At 59.6% G+C, this 18139-nt stretch carries 12 protein-coding genes; 4 read left to right on the top strand and 8 right to left on the bottom strand.

From position 1 onward, the window contains the following. Window positions 1–1614: 1614 nt before the first annotated feature. The 7 genes from HNP00_RS17080 to HNP00_RS17110 form a co-directional block, all read right to left on the bottom strand. Window positions 1615–2109: a hypothetical protein gene (locus tag HNP00_RS17080; protein WP_184740917.1), complete on the bottom strand. Its 495-nt coding sequence runs from the start codon at window positions 2107–2109 to the stop codon at window positions 1615–1617. Window positions 2110–2199: 90 nt separating this feature from the next. After that, on the bottom strand, window positions 2200–2487 hold the full coding sequence (locus HNP00_RS17085; protein ID WP_184740918.1) for a hypothetical protein: 288 nt from the start codon (window positions 2485–2487) through the stop codon (window positions 2200–2202). Then, window positions 2484–3074: a HEPN domain-containing protein gene (locus HNP00_RS17090; RefSeq protein WP_184740919.1), complete on the bottom strand. Its 591-nt coding sequence runs from the start codon at window positions 3072–3074 to the stop codon at window positions 2484–2486. Before HNP00_RS17090 ends, HNP00_RS17085 begins: the two co-directional genes overlap by 4 nt. A gap of 227 nt (window positions 3075–3301) precedes the next feature. Then, complete coding sequence (locus HNP00_RS17095; RefSeq protein WP_184740920.1) at window positions 3302–3925, bottom strand: hypothetical protein; 624 nt, start codon at window positions 3923–3925, stop codon at window positions 3302–3304. 59 nt (window positions 3926–3984) lie between these two features. After that, window positions 3985–5856 carry an AAA family ATPase gene (locus tag HNP00_RS17100; protein WP_184740921.1) on the bottom strand — a complete coding sequence of 624 codons (1872 nt, stop codon included), beginning with the start codon at window positions 5854–5856 and terminating at the stop codon, window positions 3985–3987. After that, window positions 5853–6356 carry an ABC-three component system middle component 2 gene (locus HNP00_RS17105; protein ID WP_311770602.1) on the bottom strand — a complete coding sequence of 168 codons (504 nt, stop codon included), beginning with the start codon at window positions 6354–6356 and terminating at the stop codon, window positions 5853–5855. Before HNP00_RS17105 ends, HNP00_RS17100 begins: the two co-directional genes overlap by 4 nt. Further along, window positions 6340–7446 carry an ABC-three component system protein gene (locus HNP00_RS17110; protein WP_184740923.1) on the bottom strand — a complete coding sequence of 369 codons (1107 nt, stop codon included), beginning with the start codon at window positions 7444–7446 and terminating at the stop codon, window positions 6340–6342. The genes HNP00_RS17105 and HNP00_RS17110 overlap by 17 nt, the downstream gene beginning before the upstream one ends. 280 nt (window positions 7447–7726) lie before the next feature. On the opposite strand from HNP00_RS17110, the gene HNP00_RS17115 reads away from it, so the two are divergent. Then, on the top strand, window positions 7727–8578 hold the full coding sequence (locus tag HNP00_RS17115) for a hypothetical protein (protein WP_184740924.1): 852 nt from the start codon (window positions 7727–7729) through the stop codon (window positions 8576–8578). 1047 nt (window positions 8579–9625) lie between these two features. Here the strand turns inward: HNP00_RS17115 and HNP00_RS17120 are convergent. After that, window positions 9626–10765, bottom strand: a complete 1140-nt coding sequence (locus HNP00_RS17120; RefSeq protein ID WP_184740925.1) for a hypothetical protein — start codon at window positions 10763–10765, stop codon at window positions 9626–9628. A gap of 798 nt (window positions 10766–11563) precedes the next feature. On the opposite strand from HNP00_RS17120, the gene HNP00_RS17125 reads away from it, so the two are divergent. The 3 genes from HNP00_RS17125 to mobF all read left to right on the top strand — a co-directional run bounded on the left by HNP00_RS17125 (window position 11564) and on the right by mobF (window position 18102). Next, a complete protein-coding gene (locus HNP00_RS17125) occupies window positions 11564–12370 on the top strand; it encodes an NACHT domain-containing protein (protein ID WP_184740926.1) in 807 nt (268 codons plus the stop codon). 160 nt (window positions 12371–12530) lie between these two features. Further along, a complete protein-coding gene (locus HNP00_RS17130; RefSeq protein ID WP_184740927.1) occupies window positions 12531–13595 on the top strand; it encodes a hypothetical protein in 1065 nt (354 codons plus the stop codon). 949 nt (window positions 13596–14544) lie between these two features. Then, a complete protein-coding gene (gene mobF, locus HNP00_RS17135) occupies window positions 14545–18102 on the top strand; it encodes a MobF family relaxase (RefSeq protein WP_260405039.1) in 3558 nt (1185 codons plus the stop codon). The last annotated feature ends 37 nt before the right edge of the window (window positions 18103–18139 follow it).

Here is an 18139-nt window from a genome sequence, read left to right on the forward strand (position 1 = left end):
GGTTCTGCCATGCCGTTCTCCCAGCCACCTCGAATGGGCCCACTGCTTGCCGACTTCCATTCCATGTGGACCGGCCACCTACGGTTTTCCGGAGGTTGTTTCAGTTAATCCGGCCATCATGGACGCTTGCTCGCGCACTGAGGCCGCTGGCTTCGAACATGACCGGAAGCATTACGCCATACAGCACGACACCGGCTCAAGCCTGGAGAATCTGGGGCAGATAGCCCGCCGGCCAGGCACCCCCGAGCCGGCACTCGGCCTCGGCCGCTTGCCTTGAACTCACGCACGTGGGACACAACGCCGAGTGTTCCGTACGGAATGGCCAAATAAACTGAGACGGTTCCAACCCATTCGTCTCAATTTATCTGGCCTTTTCCCACGTCAAGGTGGCCAACAAAATTGAGAACGGACATCCTTCTCAATTCAGTTGGTCATTTTCGCAACTTACCTGGCCACCTACGATTTTCCGGGGGTGTCTCAGCCGCCAGATAGCGTGTCTCGTCGGTTGAGTATCGAACCAGCGGCACACCACGCTGAGCGATTGTGGCCATGCCATCTAAATTGAGCCGACAAACCGGGTGCTGATCGTTTCAGTTTTGTTTGCCATTCCGTAGCAGCGCGTTGGAGTCGGCTTGAAGGCACTGCGCAGCCTAGCCACCGATCTGGCCTCGCGGACAACACGCCAGAATGGCCAACCTGAAGGGACCCCGGAGGCTGCGGGCGAAGCCCGCCGCCGCCAGCACTTAGTTCCGAGGCAGCGAACTAAACCCATCGCACGGCCCTAAGCATGCATCACAATCAGCCAGGCCCCTCACCGCAAATTGGTACGCGGGATCTTGCTCGTCGATTTCAACTGTCATCTCGTAGACTCTCGCGAGAGGGTACCGTGGTCTTGAAACGAACGATATCTCGCGAGGCGTCACGTTGCGCGCATCCCTCCTGGCTGTCGCAATATACGGCTGTCCCAGCTCATGCTCGCACGCTTCCTCAGAACATACCGTGCAGCGCCCGCTTCTCGCTTTTGCGATCACCTCATAGCTTGCACCCATTGCATGATCGCAGTCTTCGACCGGATCGCCGCAAATCGAGCACACGAAATCTACTGTCAGTCCTGCGGACAACCCAATCCGCCAGTGGGAAATCCTGACGGAGCAATTTGTCCAGAAGACCCCCTCTTCGAAAACGATCGGGCAGCCGTATAGTCCTGATCGAACCACTGACGCATTATGAATCGCCGCGTGGGCACGACCAGCAAGCTCATGGTCCTCGAGATAGTTTAGAGCCTCCACGGCGGCGATCTCTGATCGACGGATGAGCGGTTCGATTTGGTCAAGCACCTGCGGATCTAGACCGTCCCGAAGCTCAATCCACTCCTCGCGAGCTCTCAGTTGAATCTGACGGCGGAGTATGTCGTCGCTAGTCTCCAGCAGGTCAATGCCCGGAGGCCGTTGCAGGCCCGAACCTGTGAGAAGTCGATCGACAGCCCAGAACGCGCGATCTGCGCGCTCCAGAGACTCTAGTCCTCGCTCCTTAAGGTATCGGTCACGTAGTGGCCCCGGAGCCGGCGGAATCAGACCCGGCTGCATGACAATCGCGCGAATTTTCCTCGGCGTCCTACTCACCCTGGCGCACTAGCTTCTCGAGCGCTTTCAGGACATCCGCTCCTGGTCCCTCTACAGTGATTCCTTTTGCCTCCCCGGTGGCGGGATTGAGTTCGGCAATCGACACCTTCAACTCGTGAGTCAAGGCGTCTTCCGCAGTGTGTCCGGTTTGACGAGCCCGATGGGAAAGAAATTGCTGGACGGCAAATATGATCCATTCATTCACGGAGCCAACGAGTCCTAAAGCGATGCTCCAGACGTCAGGATCTCCAGAATACTCAGAGAGGAATTTTCTGGTTTCCCTCGAGTGGGCGAATTCAACAGCCAGTCCGCTTCCCCTCACGGTCTTCGGGAAGTCCCTCAGGCTCTCTGCATAAAGCGGAGAATGGTCATCTGAAGATGCCAGGGGCAACTTCGCCGGAAGAACATAGATCACATTTGACCGCACCGCACTGGGAAGGCTCCCAACCGCCGGGTTCCAGGTCGCGAAAGTAAGATCCAAAGCCATGATCAGAGGCTACTCCCCCACAGCACCAATCCGATTCTCACTGAGACTTCAGCTCACTGAGTTTCCGCGACTGAAGGCTCCGGAGGCTGCCTATAGCTGGTCCTGCCCGAAAGATGAACCCGACAAAGTCGAGCTTTCAATTTCGGAAAGTGGGTAGGACGTGAGGATAGGGTCTTCTACATCCTGGAGTGAAATTTCAACAGTCACACGCCCGTGAAGTTCACGAAGAACCTTGGCGTCAAGCTTCTGGGTGCCAAATGCCACCTTCACAATCGTACCGGGCTTCAGTGTCCCCGTCTTGAACAGCGCCGTACGAGTCGAGCGCTTAGGGGCTGAGGTCTTCCGAGTAGACGCCATCTTTCCTTCTTCCTCCTTCACCACGGTTTCTTTCCCGTGAGGCTCTTTAAGTATGCGCCCACGATTGAGTCCATGCCTCGTGCCAGACGATTCAGGGAGGTTCGCCACCGCCTGGCCGTTTCTTGGGTAAGGCGATGAGTCTGCAAAACATGGGCCAGTTTCACGTCGTCCCCATGAGCGATGGCATTTCGGGCTTCGTTGAGTGAGCTCAAATCGGCCAGCCAACTCTCGGCCGCTGAGTTGTGAGCACCCAGCCTGGCTCTAAACGCGGTCAGCCCTAGCTTGCTGAAGTCAGACGCTAAGTTTGTGAGTGTGGGATTACCGGTATCCAAGCCTCGCCGGTTCAGTAGCCCGCTTCGGAGTATTGGCTCGATTGATGGTGATGTCGCTACTGCCTCCTGAAAAATGAAATCAATTGCCTCGTCATGTAGGTCACGGCTGAAACCCTGAAACTCGGAAATAAGTCGGGCGATGAGCGCATGATTGAGCTGCTCGGTCGCCCATTGTCGGCCTCTTCTTCCCCCGGTGAGATTGGAATGAACCTCACGGAGAGCATTCAGGTGTTCAGCCCGTTCCGTGTTCCAGCTTTGTAGCGCCAGCGATCCCATGGAATAACCCTAATGGTTTTTGCTGGCCGCTTGGTCAAGAACAGAATTCACCATCATGCTCTACAGATCGCCCCCTCTGCGCAAAGCAGTCCACGAGGTACAAGAACCGGTCATGTTCCCAGAGGTCGAGGGATTGCTGCGCACCACACGAACGGCACACGCGCGGATGGGGAGCGTCGGAACTTCCGTCGTCCGAAGATCCGGACCGCGTTCGCTGCAAGCTTGATCTAAACGGAGGCTGCATCGACCGTGTCACGAATCGTCCATGACCCAAATTTCTGGTGGCACACCACGATCTCTACCTTTATCAGCGAGCCCCGGCCAGCCATCCATTGCTCGCGGGTCCATTCTGACCATCCCGGCCGAGGTGTCGGCTCGAGGTCGAATTCGATATGCTCGCCGACCGGCAACGGATACTTGTAACGCGTCAAACGTCCTGTTTCGTCGGCTCTGGCCTCGTATGGACCTGTCCCGGGCCTAAACCGGTACGGTCCCCATATCTGCCGCCTAATTTCCTGCTCGGTCGCCCCGCCAAGTAGGCGATCCGTCTGCCCGCGGCGATAGTCATCGTCGCGGATCGAGATCGATACGCTGTCGACGCCGTCAAGCTCGGATGGGCCGGCCAAAGTCAACCGCAGCTTCAGACTGTTCGAGTCGGGATTAGGTCGGAGCGCGTCCAGCTTGAAGAGCGGGCGCAGCTCGTTGTGACGCCGCTCCTGTTCGATAGTAGCTAAAGTCCTCGCCGCTAGATTAGCCTGCTTGGCCGACGAACGCGCCCACCATGCGGCCACACTAGCTACGACGGCAGCTGTCAGGCTGCCGAACGCGCTGATAACCTCAAAGAGGTCCATGTATTCCTCACTGGTCGTGTCGAGCAGAGATCAGAACCAAACGCCGATAAACGCGCACATCAATCAGCCGTTGGGTAGAATCCGGGCCTTCCCGTGGTAGCGCTCCCGGTGAAGTAGATAACTTCGCAGCCCTCAGCCGTAACTTCTGGGGGCGTCTGGTTTTCTAGGATTATCGACTGGACGGGGCTGGCTGCGAGGTAGTCGTAAAACGCATCAGCCACTGTTTGAGCCATCAACTCATCGCTTTCGGTGGACTCGATATCGGAACCAACTATCGCTGGTTCGTTTGCTTGCCGCTGCGTCGTGTCCGCGTCTCGATAGGTCAGCACGGGGGTATCGAAGACAACGAACCCGGGGTGAGGCAGTTCGCGTTCTAGACAGTATTCCCCGAGAGCCGCGCTGAACCCGGCGTGGAGGACGGAGCGGATACCTTTGCCTCGATCCGCGCGCGGGCGTCCTTGAAGTACAACATCGGGCGGAGTCCCCAGTACGAATTCTGCTCGTTCAGCTTCAGGTACGCCCCACCATGTAAGGACATTGCGCAAAGCCGCCGAGAAATCGATCTCACTTCGCTTGCCAATACCTTCCGTAACCGGGTCTGCGGTTTCTGGCTGTTCTTGGGCAACGGTTGCACTCAACGTTTGCAGTTCCGCAACCTGATCCCACAAGGTGATCCATCGCTCGAGCTGGGATCTGCGCGCAAGGAGCTCTTCGAGGCCCTCTTGGGCTGGGCGGATTCGACGTTCGATATCGTGTATTTCCGCTACCCCCGCGGAAATTTTTGTGTCAAGTGTGGTGACCTGTTCCTTTGCCTCCGCCAAAGCCGTGCCTAGCCCGGTCAGGGTGGAGGCGAGGTCTTCGCGCAGGGCACGTGTGCGTAGAGACTCGGCATCGATGGCTTCGGTTAACTGCACTGTTTCGTATACAGCATGGTCACGGCGTTGGTGGTGGGTGGTTGCACCACAGAAAACACACTCCGCGGCGTCGAAGTATCCGAGCAGAGTGCCGGCCGACTTTACCATTCGGAGACGCTCCATGTCGGCCTCGTATTGTGTGTCGAGGAGTGAAAAACGTGCGACGAGTGCAGCCGCCTCACTAGCACGTGCGTCCTGACGGCGCCGATTACCTTTGAGAACGTCAAGCTGCGAGATAGCTTGGTCGCGTTTCCGGAGCTCCGCAGACACCGCCGTCGACGACATTTGGATCTGCTCGTTGATGCGTGCGAGCATGCGCACGCATTCCCCGCGGTCGGATGCGTCCGTCAGCCGGCTGCTCGCCTGAGCCACTGCCCGCTCAAGCACCGCAAGCTGGGCTCGATTAATCCGTCGGAACGCGGCCGGGTCTTCGCCAGAGGTAAGGCCGGAATCATCCTCCCCCTCCAACAAGAGCTTGAGCGCCGACAGCTCGGTCGTGCGCGTGGTGTAGTTGCCAGATTCGATCGGTGAGGTGCGCGAGTGCATGCGTTCCTCACCAATGATCACTAGATGAGCGAGGTTGCGGAAGCTCAACGCAACAGTTTCGTTGCGTTTGTTCTTCCTCAGCTTTGTGTCTGCGATTCCGAGACGGTTCAGCAGGAAGTAGGAGATAGTGTCGGTTCTGTTCTTCTTATGACTCCCAAGGAGAACCTGATCGGGGACTTGGTCGGGAACCTGACGGATATCGCCGTCGAATACGGAGATATTGCCGCCCCGCAAGCTCCTGGCCAAGGTGACAAGGTCTCCGTCAAAGTCGATGGCCAAAAGCATGTGCTGGTAGCCGGCCGCTTCGGGTATGTTCCGTAGCCTGGAGGCGCCAAGCATGAAGTCGATGGCCTCGCCGATGTATGACTTCCCGGCTTCGGAGGCCCCGTAGATCAACGTCAGACGCGGAGCAAAATCCAACGTGGCTGATGGGACATTGGAACCCACCGCTGTCAGATGTACCAGCTTCACAGGGAACTCTCCTCTCCATCCAACGACGCCAAGCTTCCGTCAAAGTCCCGGGACTCGGCCCACTCTTCGCTCCAACGATCCGCGATAAGCCGTATCCGCTCGCGAATACCGTCCGCGGAAAAGTCTCCGAATTCCGTCACAGCCCATCCTGCGACCTCGGTTAAGCGGTCCAGCAGCGGCGAACTTACCAAACGCAAGAACGGCAAGGCGGCTTCGCTGGCTCTGTAGGTTAGGCCGTCTGTCGACGCCACGGCGTCAATCATCCCCGCGCGGGCCATCAATTGGATGCCGTGCTCCAGGACGGAGCGTTTGATGGCCAGCTCCCCACCGCGGGTAGAGATGGCCGGAAGTACGCTCTCAGGTCCGCCAAGATCCGCGCTGTGTAGCAAGCAATAATCCATAAGTACAAGACGGTTCACATCTAGCGGGCGTGGGAACGATGCTGTCAGGACAACCAAGACCCTGAGACCGAGTTCAAGAGGGCTATTGAGGGTCTGCACGGCACCAGCTCAGTCGGTCGTCATTGGCCAATTGATGGCAAACTCCCGTCCGGTCACGGGTGGTCACCACAGGAAGCAGACCATTAGCTGTCATCGCCAACTGGTGAGCTGACTGAGTCACCTGCAGTAGCCGGTCCAGCCCGTCGCCCGGATGGCTATCGTGCACATCAATGACGCCGTCGAAAATCTCGTCCTGTAGCGCCTCGAAAGTCCCAACGGGGACGGAATCGCGGGCAAACACCCGCAAGGATTCCGCGCTGTAGAACGCTACCCTTTGACGCAAGTAATGGCTTCCGAGCTGTTCATGATCTGCTGCCGCCGCCGGCGTGAGCGATACTCCGTGCCGCTCGGCATATGCAGCCAGCAATTTAGCAACATATCTTTGCTCATCCTCGCCCGGCCTCACTGCCGGGACGTCCGGACCAGACCGGGCCGGGAGCGGGACCCCGAAACGAGCCGAATGCCAGCGCGTCTGCTGATGATCTGTAACCAACTCATGCAACTCTATTGAACCGAATCCCGCGAAGTCTGCCTCATCAAGAAAAGCCAGTACCTCTTCCAACGAATGTTCGCCAAGTTTCCTCGCCAGCACGCTTCTGTCTTTGGTCAGCGCCGACTTCATCGCGCTGCGTAGCTTCGCAGGCGAATTGAGCACACCGGCAAGCGTCGTCCCGTAACCCCTAGGGGCGACAAAGCGATATTCGTGAGGCCAGGTGTAATACCCCGCCATGGTCCCTAACACGATCTTCAAAATTTCGGGATACGCATCACCAGGGAGCAATTCGGCTGCGTAGTGCTTGCACTGGTAGCAGTCCCATTCAGCGGCAAACCCTCCATCCGTCAGGAAGCCTGCTACATCGACGCCATGGTCGTTCGCACCACCATTGCGCATCACCTTCTTGTAAGACGTCAGAGTCGTCGCCCACTCAAGAACAAACTCCTCCCACTGCGTGTCACTGTAGATGGAGACAAGTTGCTCGGGCGTCAACGTGACATGCGTAGGAGCCGGCACCCACGTCTCAGCATCGAGCAGAGTAGGCGCTGAAAGCTCAACGAGTTCGACGCCCGCACTGGACGTTTCCTTCGACACGGGCAGCACCTCTCCTATTTAGACAGCCACGATCGGACACGCGCACCGAACGAAATGCGGCACGTTGCGGGGTAACGCTGGTCATCAGCGTATATGTTCCACGACATTCGCAACTCTCATCCCAACGAGTCAGAGTCGCAATGTGATCGCTTCGGTCGGGTAAGGTCAGCGCATTGTTAGTGGACTCAGGCGCCCAAGGCTCCTGCCATGCTCGAAGTGTCGTGCGGAGTAGAACCATGTCTTTGGCGAAAGCTCACCGTCCCGAAAGGATAATGAGAAAGTGGATCAGATCGCCCAAATCATAGGGCCGCTTATTGGCTTTGCAGTGTCCTTAGTAGGCTTTATTGTCGCGGTTGACCAGGTAACGGCGTCGGCGAGGCTGCGACGGCAGGTGAACTTCTGGCACGAGCAGTCGAAATCGCCTTCATTCCTGAGTGATGCTGCTGTGGGACGGAGCCTGGAAAGGGATGCAGCTGCCCGGCTGCTCGCCCTCCAAGCTGTTCCAGGATGGAAGCTACTGTTTCCGGTCAGCATACCTACCGCCATGATTTGGGCAACGTGGCAGGCTGGAACCTTCGTGGGGACCATCCCTAGGAATGAACTCACATTCGATCGTCTTATCGACGCCGCAAACATTGATGACGGGGGCCTCATATTTCTGCTGCCGGGTGTGCCGATGATGGTGTTAGCGCTGCTGGCGTTCATGACTGTTTTTGTAGAGCGCGCACGGGTGCGGGATGCTTATTTGGAGGGTAAACCACTGACTCCTTCGACGGTCAGCATGGGAGGAAATCATCTGACTGCAGCTGACGTTCTTGGCCACCTCAACGTTCTCCTATGGCTACCACTTTCCACAGCCGGCAGTTTGCTCCTGGCACTCTTCTTCGGAATTACCTTCGGGATGCGGGGACAACCGCCGACTACTCCCCTGTGGCCGGAATGGCTGAGTCTCATGATGATGGGCGGAGTAGTGGCTTTCCTCCCAGGAATACACGTTGGATTGAGCCTATATTCCGCGGTTTCAGTTAAATGGCAACATCCTCGTCCGCTCCCATCCACGTTAAAACCGCATCGAAGTGGCGAGAAGGTGTCAAAAACACGCTTTCCTACCTCTCAACGCAAGCAGAAGTGACGCGGAAGCCCTGCAAACGATTTCATACAATGCAGGGCTTCCACTGTCAACGCCGACGCTGTCCGCAGCTAATCCGCCGAACGGCAGAGGACGTCACACGGACTGACAGAGCTGCGTGAACCCCGGTAACAGCGCATATGAAGACCGCGTCATGGTTCGTTTCGATAGAAGCGGTCCCGGGGCTACTTCTCCCACACCGTATCCCAGCGGATGAACAGACAAACGAGCGGAGCTAGGATCGGAGCACCGGAACGCATTGCTTCGCGCTGGACAGTGCGATCACTCCGGAGCCCGATCCCTACGAACCATCCAGAGCAGATCTGTTGCCATCAATGGGCTTTTTGTGGCCACCAGCGGGTACATCAGCTAACCGCCTCGGGCATAAACCATTGGCTGACCTCGGCGCGGCCATGGACCAACCCAAGTTTCCGTGACAGGATCGAACCACTGTTAGGGCACACCGACCTAGGGCCCGTAGCAGATTACGAATCGGTGGCCTTCCTAGGGGGCTGAGCAGCGTGGTAGGCCCGCGACCTGAATTGCTCGAGGTGACTGCGTGACGGGCCCTGCCGAAGCGAGATCGGAGCCCAGTTCGCCTTTAGCAACCTTCATGCTCTTCGGCGGCGCTAGGCAACCACCTATTCGAAGCTGCTTGTAGTAGGAGCCCTCATGACCACCGATTTGCTGTCCGTGTCCCTATGCCTTTCCGTCGTCGCGTGTTCAAAGCGCCTAGTGCCTTTCATTCTTTGCTTGGTCGTACTTGCCAAGACGGGAAAGACGACGGGCTTTCAAGACATAGCAGTTGTCTTTGGCCACACCAGTCGGGACCCGCGGAAGGCAGGGCGCCGTCTACGCCATCTCAATAGGCGCGCATGATCTTCAGGCCAACTGGCCATAGTAAGCGCATCGAAAGCGTAGGGATTCGAGGCGCTGAGCTTATGAGACACAGGGATCCAGCTGTCCGGTAAGAGGATCCTCTGTCGAGACCCACGGCGCCTTGCAAGTGGGGCCCGTGGGAGCTTGCGCCGTGCATAGGTCTGCAGGAGGCTAATGACCGGTTAGAAATTGATTCCACGCAGTGTCTCCCGGGCTCTCCAACTCTTTCGTCTTCAGGTTGAAGGTCAGACTATGGATTGTAGACGCCTCATTATTCGGTCCTCGAAGTTTGGCGAATGAGTCGTGCAGGTCGATACGTACTTGAAGGTGGGTATAGCCCATATTTCTTAGCTTCTTCACCGACTTGGTGTTGTTCGAGAAGTTCCTTTTGGCCTTGTTGCGCGGCGGCTTGAAGGCCCCAATGAGTACCGATTCGGCCGCGTCAACCGTCGGCTCGGTCAGAGACTGGTCCAGCACCTCGGATTGTTCCTTCACCCACTCACTGAGGGCCTTTTTGTCCGGGTACCCCTGAGTGCTATCGATATGGAGCTTGTCGACACTCGTCATCCGCTGGTTGATGGTGATGAACCCTACAGACCTGTCGGGCTGGTAGTCATGGACGTAAGCGATCGCTGGCTGAGCCTTCTCGTGTGCCGCGAGTCGATCGATTGCTGTCCTGGCACCTTCTGTCCCGTAGGCCTGCCCAATGTAGATGACATCAAAGACGAAAAGCGCGTCAACGATGGGGGCCACCCAGTCTTCCGCTGGAACCACGTCTCCAGTAGCAGGATCATCAGCGGGTATGTCCTCGACGCTTATCAGAGTTTCTATACCGTCCACCATTTCATAACGAATATGGCGTTCTGGAAAGTACCTCTTTGGTTCCGTTTTCGTTGCAGCACCCTGGGCTCGGAGTGCCGCGCGCACTACTTCGGCTGATGTGACCTCACGCCATTGCCGTGCATCTGCATCGGAGACAATCGACAGCCCACCTCCTTCGAGAGCCAACGAGTGTCCAGGAAAAGCGGTCCTTGGAACCGCTACATTGGTCGTACCTTGACCTTCGGCCGTTATGTGATCAATGTCTAGAATCCAGCCACCGGTCTCAGGATCGTCGTTGAGGGCGACGGGCGTCAGTCGTGGTCCAGCGACGATGAAATACAAGTGATGTTGGTTATTACGTAGCTGCTGCACTGCCAATTTGTCCGTCTCAAGTTGAGATGCGGCCCAACCCATGCTGGAAGCGTTGGTAATGCCTAGAACGACTGCAACTTCGGCTTTGCTATGCCTCCAAGGCATCCACTTCTTCATAGACTCAGATTAGGCGGCAGTCCGGAGTGGACGCCGCCGACCTAAAAGAAGACCTAGCTGCGCACGTTCCGATGAATAGTCTCGAATCGCAATCGGCGTGTTCATCATCAGTTACAAGACATGCGAGACAGGCCCATGGCAAAGCTAACCGCCCTCGTTTGACGCGCCAGCAGGGCGCGAGGATTGCCGCGTCGTCATCGTCACCGGCTGCGCCGCCGCGAAGGATCGCGGGCTGCCGGCACCCGGGGGATGTCATCAGAAGAGCCGGGCACGCCCGCGGCAAGGTCCAGTCAGTGCCTCGAAAATTGGTGCCGAGTGATTTCGCCAACGAATGGGCACTAGCGCGGAGTTTCCGACGTCTGGGTTTATTCGAAAGTTGTGATGCTGGTTGTCTGGACGTCGACGTCGTCGACGGGACTTGAAGAGCTCGTCGACGTACTGGGCCGGCAGCCCGTCCCATGACAGGGTGCCATCGATGATGACGTTATCCCCCTGCCGCCAGCGCCATCTGGCGGACGAGGTTGGTAGTCCTCGTGGAGATCCCGGGACGTGGGACGCAAGTTCCCGGATGCCCACCGGCCTGCCGTCAGGCAAGGTGTGGTCGTGGCGGTAGCTGAGCAGACCGTGCCGTTCGGCATCGTCGAGGATCATGTCTTTCGCATCGTCAACCGCCCCATTGCAGTCCTGTCTGGCAGCCGGAGTTATAGACCCCGTCGACGATGCACGCGAAACGTTCGATAGAGTACGAGCGAACACCGTCCGGCAACATAGAACCGGATGGAGACCAGGGGGACAGGGATGCGCAAGAAAGCAATTCTGAAAAGACTGCTCGCAGGGGCTCTGGTCGGGTTGGCCGCTTTCATTTCATGGCGTTTCATCGACCCCTACTCCCACGTTGTCCCGGGATCAGTAGATGATGCCACGTTTTTCAGCACATTCCTTGGCCTCATTACAACGTTCGTCCCGGTCATAAAATTCTCCCTAATAGGGCCGAAGGGGAAAGTATTTGAGTCACAGGCGGCGGAAATCCGTCGCCAACAGATCGACGAGACCAACCAGCGGATTGAAGAACTCCGCTTCGGCCTCAACGCGGACATCGATATCACTTTCGCCAACCAAGGAAACGGCGGAATCACGCTGTCTTCCCTCGTAGAGAACGCCGTAAATGCCACGGGCGGGACAGTCATCATCGGCCCCGCAGGTTCCGGAAAATCCTACAGTGCCCATACCATCAGCCAGTCGATCATGAGGAAGGATGACCGGTGCATTTCCCTGGTCATTCCGGTTGGGCGGTGGGCCCCGAACAGCAACTTCATTGAATGGCTCGCAAGGTACCTAGAACGCGAATACCAGACGGGCGAGGATACGGCTAGCGCCCTCCTCACGGAACGCCTGGTGATCCCGATATTCGACGGCCTGGACGAAGCAGTTTCCCAACCCACCAATGCGTTCCACTCGGTCGACGAACATACTGAAACAAGACCCCACCGCCAGCCACTTCATCGAGGCAGTACTGGAATGGGCCTCCGGGCCCAGCGCACCCAGATTCATCATCACAAGCGCAGCGGAAGCCTGGGACGAAATACCATCCCACATCAAACGTGACCCCCTGCTGAATGTCCTTCAAGTAGAACGAATAAGCCAAGCCCAGGCGAGGAAATACATACCCAGCGCCGTCCGTGCAAAGGGAGCGGAGAACCTCATAGACGAAGCCCTCGGATCTAGCCGACTCAAAAGACTGTCGGGCACCCCATGGGGACTTTCGATGATAGCCAAGATCATCAGGTTGAACACCCTTGAGAACGGCGAGATCGCCCCCGCAACCAAAAAGATCCTGGAAATCGCCGACCACAAGCGGCTTGTTGAAGCGTTCTGCCTCGCCAGCGCAACCTTCAGCGAGGGTCCATTCAGAAGCCTGCGCACAAAGATATTCCTATGGTGGCTTTCCGCTTACGCGAAGCTTCTGACAGCCAACGAGATCTACGGTGGTCGCCTAGTTTACGGCCGCACCCAACCAACACGTGACATCGAGCTACACCGCATCTGGCCGATCGGAGGCCCGCGCGCACCACGAATCGCGGACTTCATTCTTTGCGTTCTATTTTCCGCACCCGCACTGGGCCTATCAATCTGGGTCTTTTGGTACCTAGGGGTAATCCCCCAAATTCTCATTCTCCTCTTCGTTGTCTTCTTCGTGAGCCTGCTAGTTCGAACAAGCCTCAAACCGTGGGTGCGAACCGCGTCATTGAACGTGTCCGCCATGCTGCAGCCGCGCCCCTTGGCAAGGCAGACCTTGGTCGCCCTGATCGCAGGGGTGGCGTGCTGGACTTTCTTCGAGCCGCTTCTGGGACTCATTACCTTCGTGTCCGTGTGGATTGTCGTCGGATTGACCGTCGGTTTCGGTCAAACATTGGCCAACGGTTCTCCGATACGTGCCATCGGACCGGAAACGGTTCTCAGGAGAGACCATCAGATATCTGTTGTCTCAGGTTTGGCTGCCTGGGTGCTTCTCGCGTTTCTTTGGAGCTTCAAGCTGGGATTGCCGGTGGCGGCCCTGGTGGCCTTGTTGTATTGCCTTGCAGTTGGCCAGGTCGTCGCAAGCGCCCTTTGGCGTAGATATCTGGCAACCATCCTCGTTGCTGGATTCCGGATCTGCCCCTCTCCGAGATGGTTACTGAGGGTGGCACTCAGGAGGGGGCTCGTCCGCTCGCGAGGATTGACGTATCAGTTTCGACACGACGACGTTCGTGATTATCTTGCGGGTTACTCCTGGAAACAGGATCACTCCAGTAGCGCGGAAGGTATTGCCGTAATAGCAACCGGGGGTTAGGTCGCGGGCCTACGGTGCCCTCACGTTTGGCAGGCCGTCCCACCCAGTGGTTTATCGGGTGGAGAGTTTGGCGCGTTTAATTCCCCGGTTGTGCGCTTCGATCACCTTCTCGATCGACCTGACTTCGGTCACCCCGTCTCGGTTTAAGCGGCGGTTTCTCCAGCTGGGACTCCAGCCCGATCGACGTGGGCGCGATCCGACTGAGTTTGTCGCCGTCTGCTCGCCACAAACCCATCTCAACCGCCATTGGTCATTCCCTCAGGTAGTCGTCTCGCTCGTGCGGATGACAATCGGCAACCAGCCCTCGGGAACTGCGGCGACGGTGCAGATGTCTCTCACGGATCGCCGGACAGGAAAGTAATGACGCAGTCATCAGAATGCGTCAAGAAGAGTGACCATGCACCAAGTTAGATGGAAAAGCGGACCGCCGGTTGGTCTACCTTGACCGGGAATTGCGCCCTGCCAACCTATGCTAATGCCGATAACAGCGCATATGACGTTTCATAGGTGGCGGACGCCGTCATCCGGACCCCGGCTGGCAGAAGCTGGAGCGCGTCGTGCCGTTGGCTGGCCAGCGCCATTTAATTCGGGCCCAGTTCATCGCTGCCTGTAATGCGTGTCGACCCCCGGTACCATCCGGCACACACAGAGGACCCCCGTCATAGACCTCTCCAAGCTCACCTACACAGTTGGGCGACGTCGCCAAAGCAACTTCAGACATTCTCGCCTCTCGGTCATCGCAAGGAACTCCCGTATCCATTACACGTCTGGCATCCAAGCGGGGAGCGGGGATTATCGACGGAAAGGTGACAGGCCGCCGGTAGTCATGTGCCTGATCCCGTTGCAGACGATGAAGGGGCGTGAAGCAACGGCGAAACAACATCACCCCAGGCACGGGGTGCGGTGCCTGCCCGCATTCCGCGGGTGTTCCCGGTGCACTGCCGTGACGATGTCCATTGCCCGGCTGTCTGCGGATGCCGGGGTGAAGTACCTGCTGAAGACCACGGCCCATGGTGATATGACCGTCCGCGATCTGACGGACTACTACACGAAATCCGGCAACCCGCCCGGGACCTGGCTAGGCAGCGGCATCGACGGCATCGGCCTGGCGCCCGGCACCGTCCTGACGGATGATTCGGCAAAGGCCGTCTTCGAAGGAGCGCTGCATCCAATCACCGGTGAGCCGCTGGGCCGCCGACACGGGCAGCGGGCCACCGTCCCGGCAGGGCCGGGACCGAAGACCGGAACATCAACGCGTTGCCCCGTTGCCGGGTTCGACCTGACGTTCAGCGTTCCGAAGTCGGTCTCGGTCCTGTGGGCGCTCAGCCCGCAAGACGTCCGGGATCAGGTGTTCGCTGCGCATCACCGTGCCGTCCAGGACACCCTGGCCTGGCTCGAGTCCCGGGCCATCGGCACCCGGACCGGCCGCAACGGCGTGGCCCACGTCCCGGTCCGCGGAGCCATCGCCGCCGCGTTTGATCATTGGGAATCCCGGGCGGGTGACCCGCAACTGCACACCCACCTGGTCATCGCCAACCGCGTCCAACGAACCATCGACGGGGCGTGGACCACCATCGATTCCCGGACCCTGTACAAAGCTGTGGTCACGGCCAGCGAGCACTACAACGGCCTGCTCTTCGACGAGCTGCAGCGCAGCCTGGGAACCGAGACCGAGCTGCGGACACCCGTCTCGGTCGAACGCAACCCCAGCCGCGAGCTATCCGGGATCGATGCCGGGCTGATCACGGAGTTCTCCGCCCGGGCACGGATCATCGAACTGGAGAAGGACCGGCTGGTCCGGCTCTGGAATCTCGAACACGGAACCAATCCCTCCGACGCCACCGTCCTGAAGCTCCGGCAACAGGCCACCCTCTCCACCCGGACGGCCAAGGACGCCCAACCCGCACCGCTGGCCGAGCGGCTTACGTCCTGGCGCCGCCAGGCCGAAGGCCTCGGCTGCACACCGGAACGCTTGGTAACCGCCACCGTCAACCAGTCCCGCACCCGGCCCCTCACAGGCGCGGACCTGTCCCCGGAATGGCGGCAGGCCACCGGGCAGCTGGTAATGCACCTGGTCGCCCAAAAACGCGCCACCTGGAACCGATGGAATCTGCTCGCCGAGGCCGAACGCGTCTGCGCCGGCATCCGGATGGCCAGCCCCGCCGAACGCACAGCGATGATCGAAGCCCTCGCCGACAACGCCCAGACGTTCTCTGTCCCGCTCAACGACTACCGGTACATAGCCCCTGACAACGCCCGGGCTGACCTCGCCACCGAAGGGCACACGGTTTTCGACCCGGCCACCGGCCGTGCCTTCACCAACGCCCATATCCTTGCCGACGAGGAAGCCATCATGGCCGCCAGCCACGCCACCGACGCCCCCGGCCTGGAGCCCTGGGACGCCGTCGACGCCGTCACCGCAACGCCCGGCAGTGGGCGGCATGTCCTGTTCGCGGACCAGCAGGACGCCGCCATCCGGATCCTGAGCAGCCGGCGCCGCCTGGACGCGCTCACCGGTCCGGCCGGGGCGGGAAAGACCGCCATGATGAAGCTCGTCAGCCACGCCTGGCAACGGGTCCACGGCCCCAGCAGCGTGGTCGCCCTCGCCCCGGCGGCCATGTCGGCCGACGTCCTCGGCCACGCGTTGGGACTCGAAGCGGAGAACGTGACGAAATGGCTCTACGAATCCAACGGACCCGGAGCAGCCGACCGCGCCCACCGCTACCTCCTCGCCCAACACGCCCTAGAACGCTCGCTGGTAGCTGGCCCGACTCAGAGGTCCCAGCGGCATGCAGCACAGGTCCTCGCCACCGTCACCGCCGAACAGTCCCGCTGGCAGCTCCACCCCGGCCAGCTCGTCATCATCGACGAAGCGTCCATGGTCTCCACCTACCAGCTCGCCGCCCTGACCGGGATGGCGGCCGCGGCCGGGGCGAAACTTGTGCTGGTCGGTGACCCTGCCCAGCTGGACTCCATCGACGCCGGCGGGATGCTCGGCTGGCTCGACCGCACCGGCCGGGCCGTGCGGCTGACCTCACTGCACCGCTTCACCTACCCCTGGGAAAGCGACGCCTCCCTCCAGCTGCGGGCCGGGAACTGGGACGCGGTCCTGGAGTACCAGCGCCACGGCCGAATCCTGGCCGGCGACGACCACCGGATGATCGAGGCGGCCTACGCGGGATGGGCCGCCGACGAGAGAGCAGGGATGACCTCCATCCTCATCGCCCCGGACAATGACACTGTGACCATCCTCAACCGCCGCGCCCAGGACGACCGGGCCGCCACCGGAGCCGTTGACAACCGGCACACTGTGCCCCTGGCCGACGGCCTCACAGCCGGTTGTGGGGATGTGATCCTGGCCCGGCGCAACGACCGACGGATCCGGGACAGCATGGGCCAGTTCATCCGCAACGGCACCCTCCTGACCATCACCGCACACCCCACCAAATCCGGCACCGTGCCCTGCGTCAGAACAGACACCGGCGCCACCATCGACCTTGACCGTAGCTACCTGTCCGGGTTTACGGAATTGGGGTACGCAACCACAGCACACCGGTCGCAGGGAATCACCGTCGACACCGGCCACATCGTCGTCGCAGAAGGCAGGCTCACCCGCGAACTGTTCTACGTCGGCATGACCCGCGGCCGGACCACGAACACCGCCTACATCGTCGAACCCGACACTGACGCGGACGAACGGATTGATCCGACAGGTCTGCCCGGCTTGCCGGAGATCCTCGGCCAGATCCTCGCCGCCGAAGGCGCCGAACACACAGCACACGAAACCCGGCAGGAACTCCAGGACAGCACCGATACCCTCCACCAGCTCGCCGCCGAGCACGACTACCTCACCCAACTCGCCGCCGACGACGACCTCACGGATTTCCTCACCACCAACTTCCCCGGATCGGCCGGGGATCTGCAACGCTCTCCGGCATGGGGGCCCGCCGTCGCCGCCTGGAAGCGGCTGGCAGCACACGACCGGAACCTGGCCGAACACGAAGTAATCAACGCCATGACGCCCCGCGGCGAAGTCCGCGACCTGACGGCCATCATCCACAACCGGCTACGCACCGCCGCCAACCGACACGAAGCACCCGAAGGGCTCCTCCGGTACCCCGGCAACCGCCCCGACCTGAGCAACCTCATCACCCAGGTCGAACAGCGCATCCGCAACCGCGCCAAACTCGTGGCCGCACGCATCCCCACCCACCAGGAACCATGGATGCAGAACCTCGCCTCACAACTCCAGAACATCCCGGACCCGGACCAGCGACGGCGGACGCTCCAGGAAATCCTCATCTACCGGGACCGCTGGGCCATCACCGACAACACCAACCCGCTCGGAACCCTTGTGGGCTGGGAGGAACCTGACATGCAAAACCAACGCCAACGGCTCCAGACGAAGCTCTCACCGGTTACCCACACCCGCACCAGCCCCGCCACGGCAACGGCGGACCCTTACCCGCCGTCCCCCTCGACACGGGACATTGGGCTGCGGATCTAAAGTTAGAAGTCGCACTTCCCATCGCTGGCCGAAGATG

Origin of the sequence: Arthrobacter sp. AZCC_0090 (assembly GCF_014207375.1) — a bacterium.
GTDB lineage: Bacteria > Actinomycetota > Actinomycetes > Actinomycetales > Micrococcaceae > Arthrobacter.

Coding starts and splice junctions, on each gene's coding strand:
- HNP00_RS17080 (WP_184740917.1), bottom strand. CDS start 2,109: ATGGCTTTGGATCTTACTTTCGCGACCTGGAACCCGGCGGTTGGGAGC.
- HNP00_RS17090 (WP_184740919.1), bottom strand. CDS start 3,074: ATGGGATCGCTGGCGCTACAAAGCTGGAACACGGAACGGGCTGAACAC.
- HNP00_RS17095 (WP_184740920.1), bottom strand. CDS start 3,925: ATGGACCTCTTTGAGGTTATCAGCGCGTTCGGCAGCCTGACAGCTGCC.
- HNP00_RS17120 (WP_184740925.1), bottom strand. CDS start 10,765: ATGAAGAAGTGGATGCCTTGGAGGCATAGCAAAGCCGAAGTTGCAGTC.
- HNP00_RS17125 (WP_184740926.1), top strand. CDS start 11,564: ATGCGCAAGAAAGCAATTCTGAAAAGACTGCTCGCAGGGGCTCTGGTC.
- HNP00_RS17130 (WP_184740927.1), top strand. CDS start 12,531: ATGATAGCCAAGATCATCAGGTTGAACACCCTTGAGAACGGCGAGATC.
- mobF (WP_260405039.1), top strand. CDS start 14,545: ATGTCCATTGCCCGGCTGTCTGCGGATGCCGGGGTGAAGTACCTGCTG.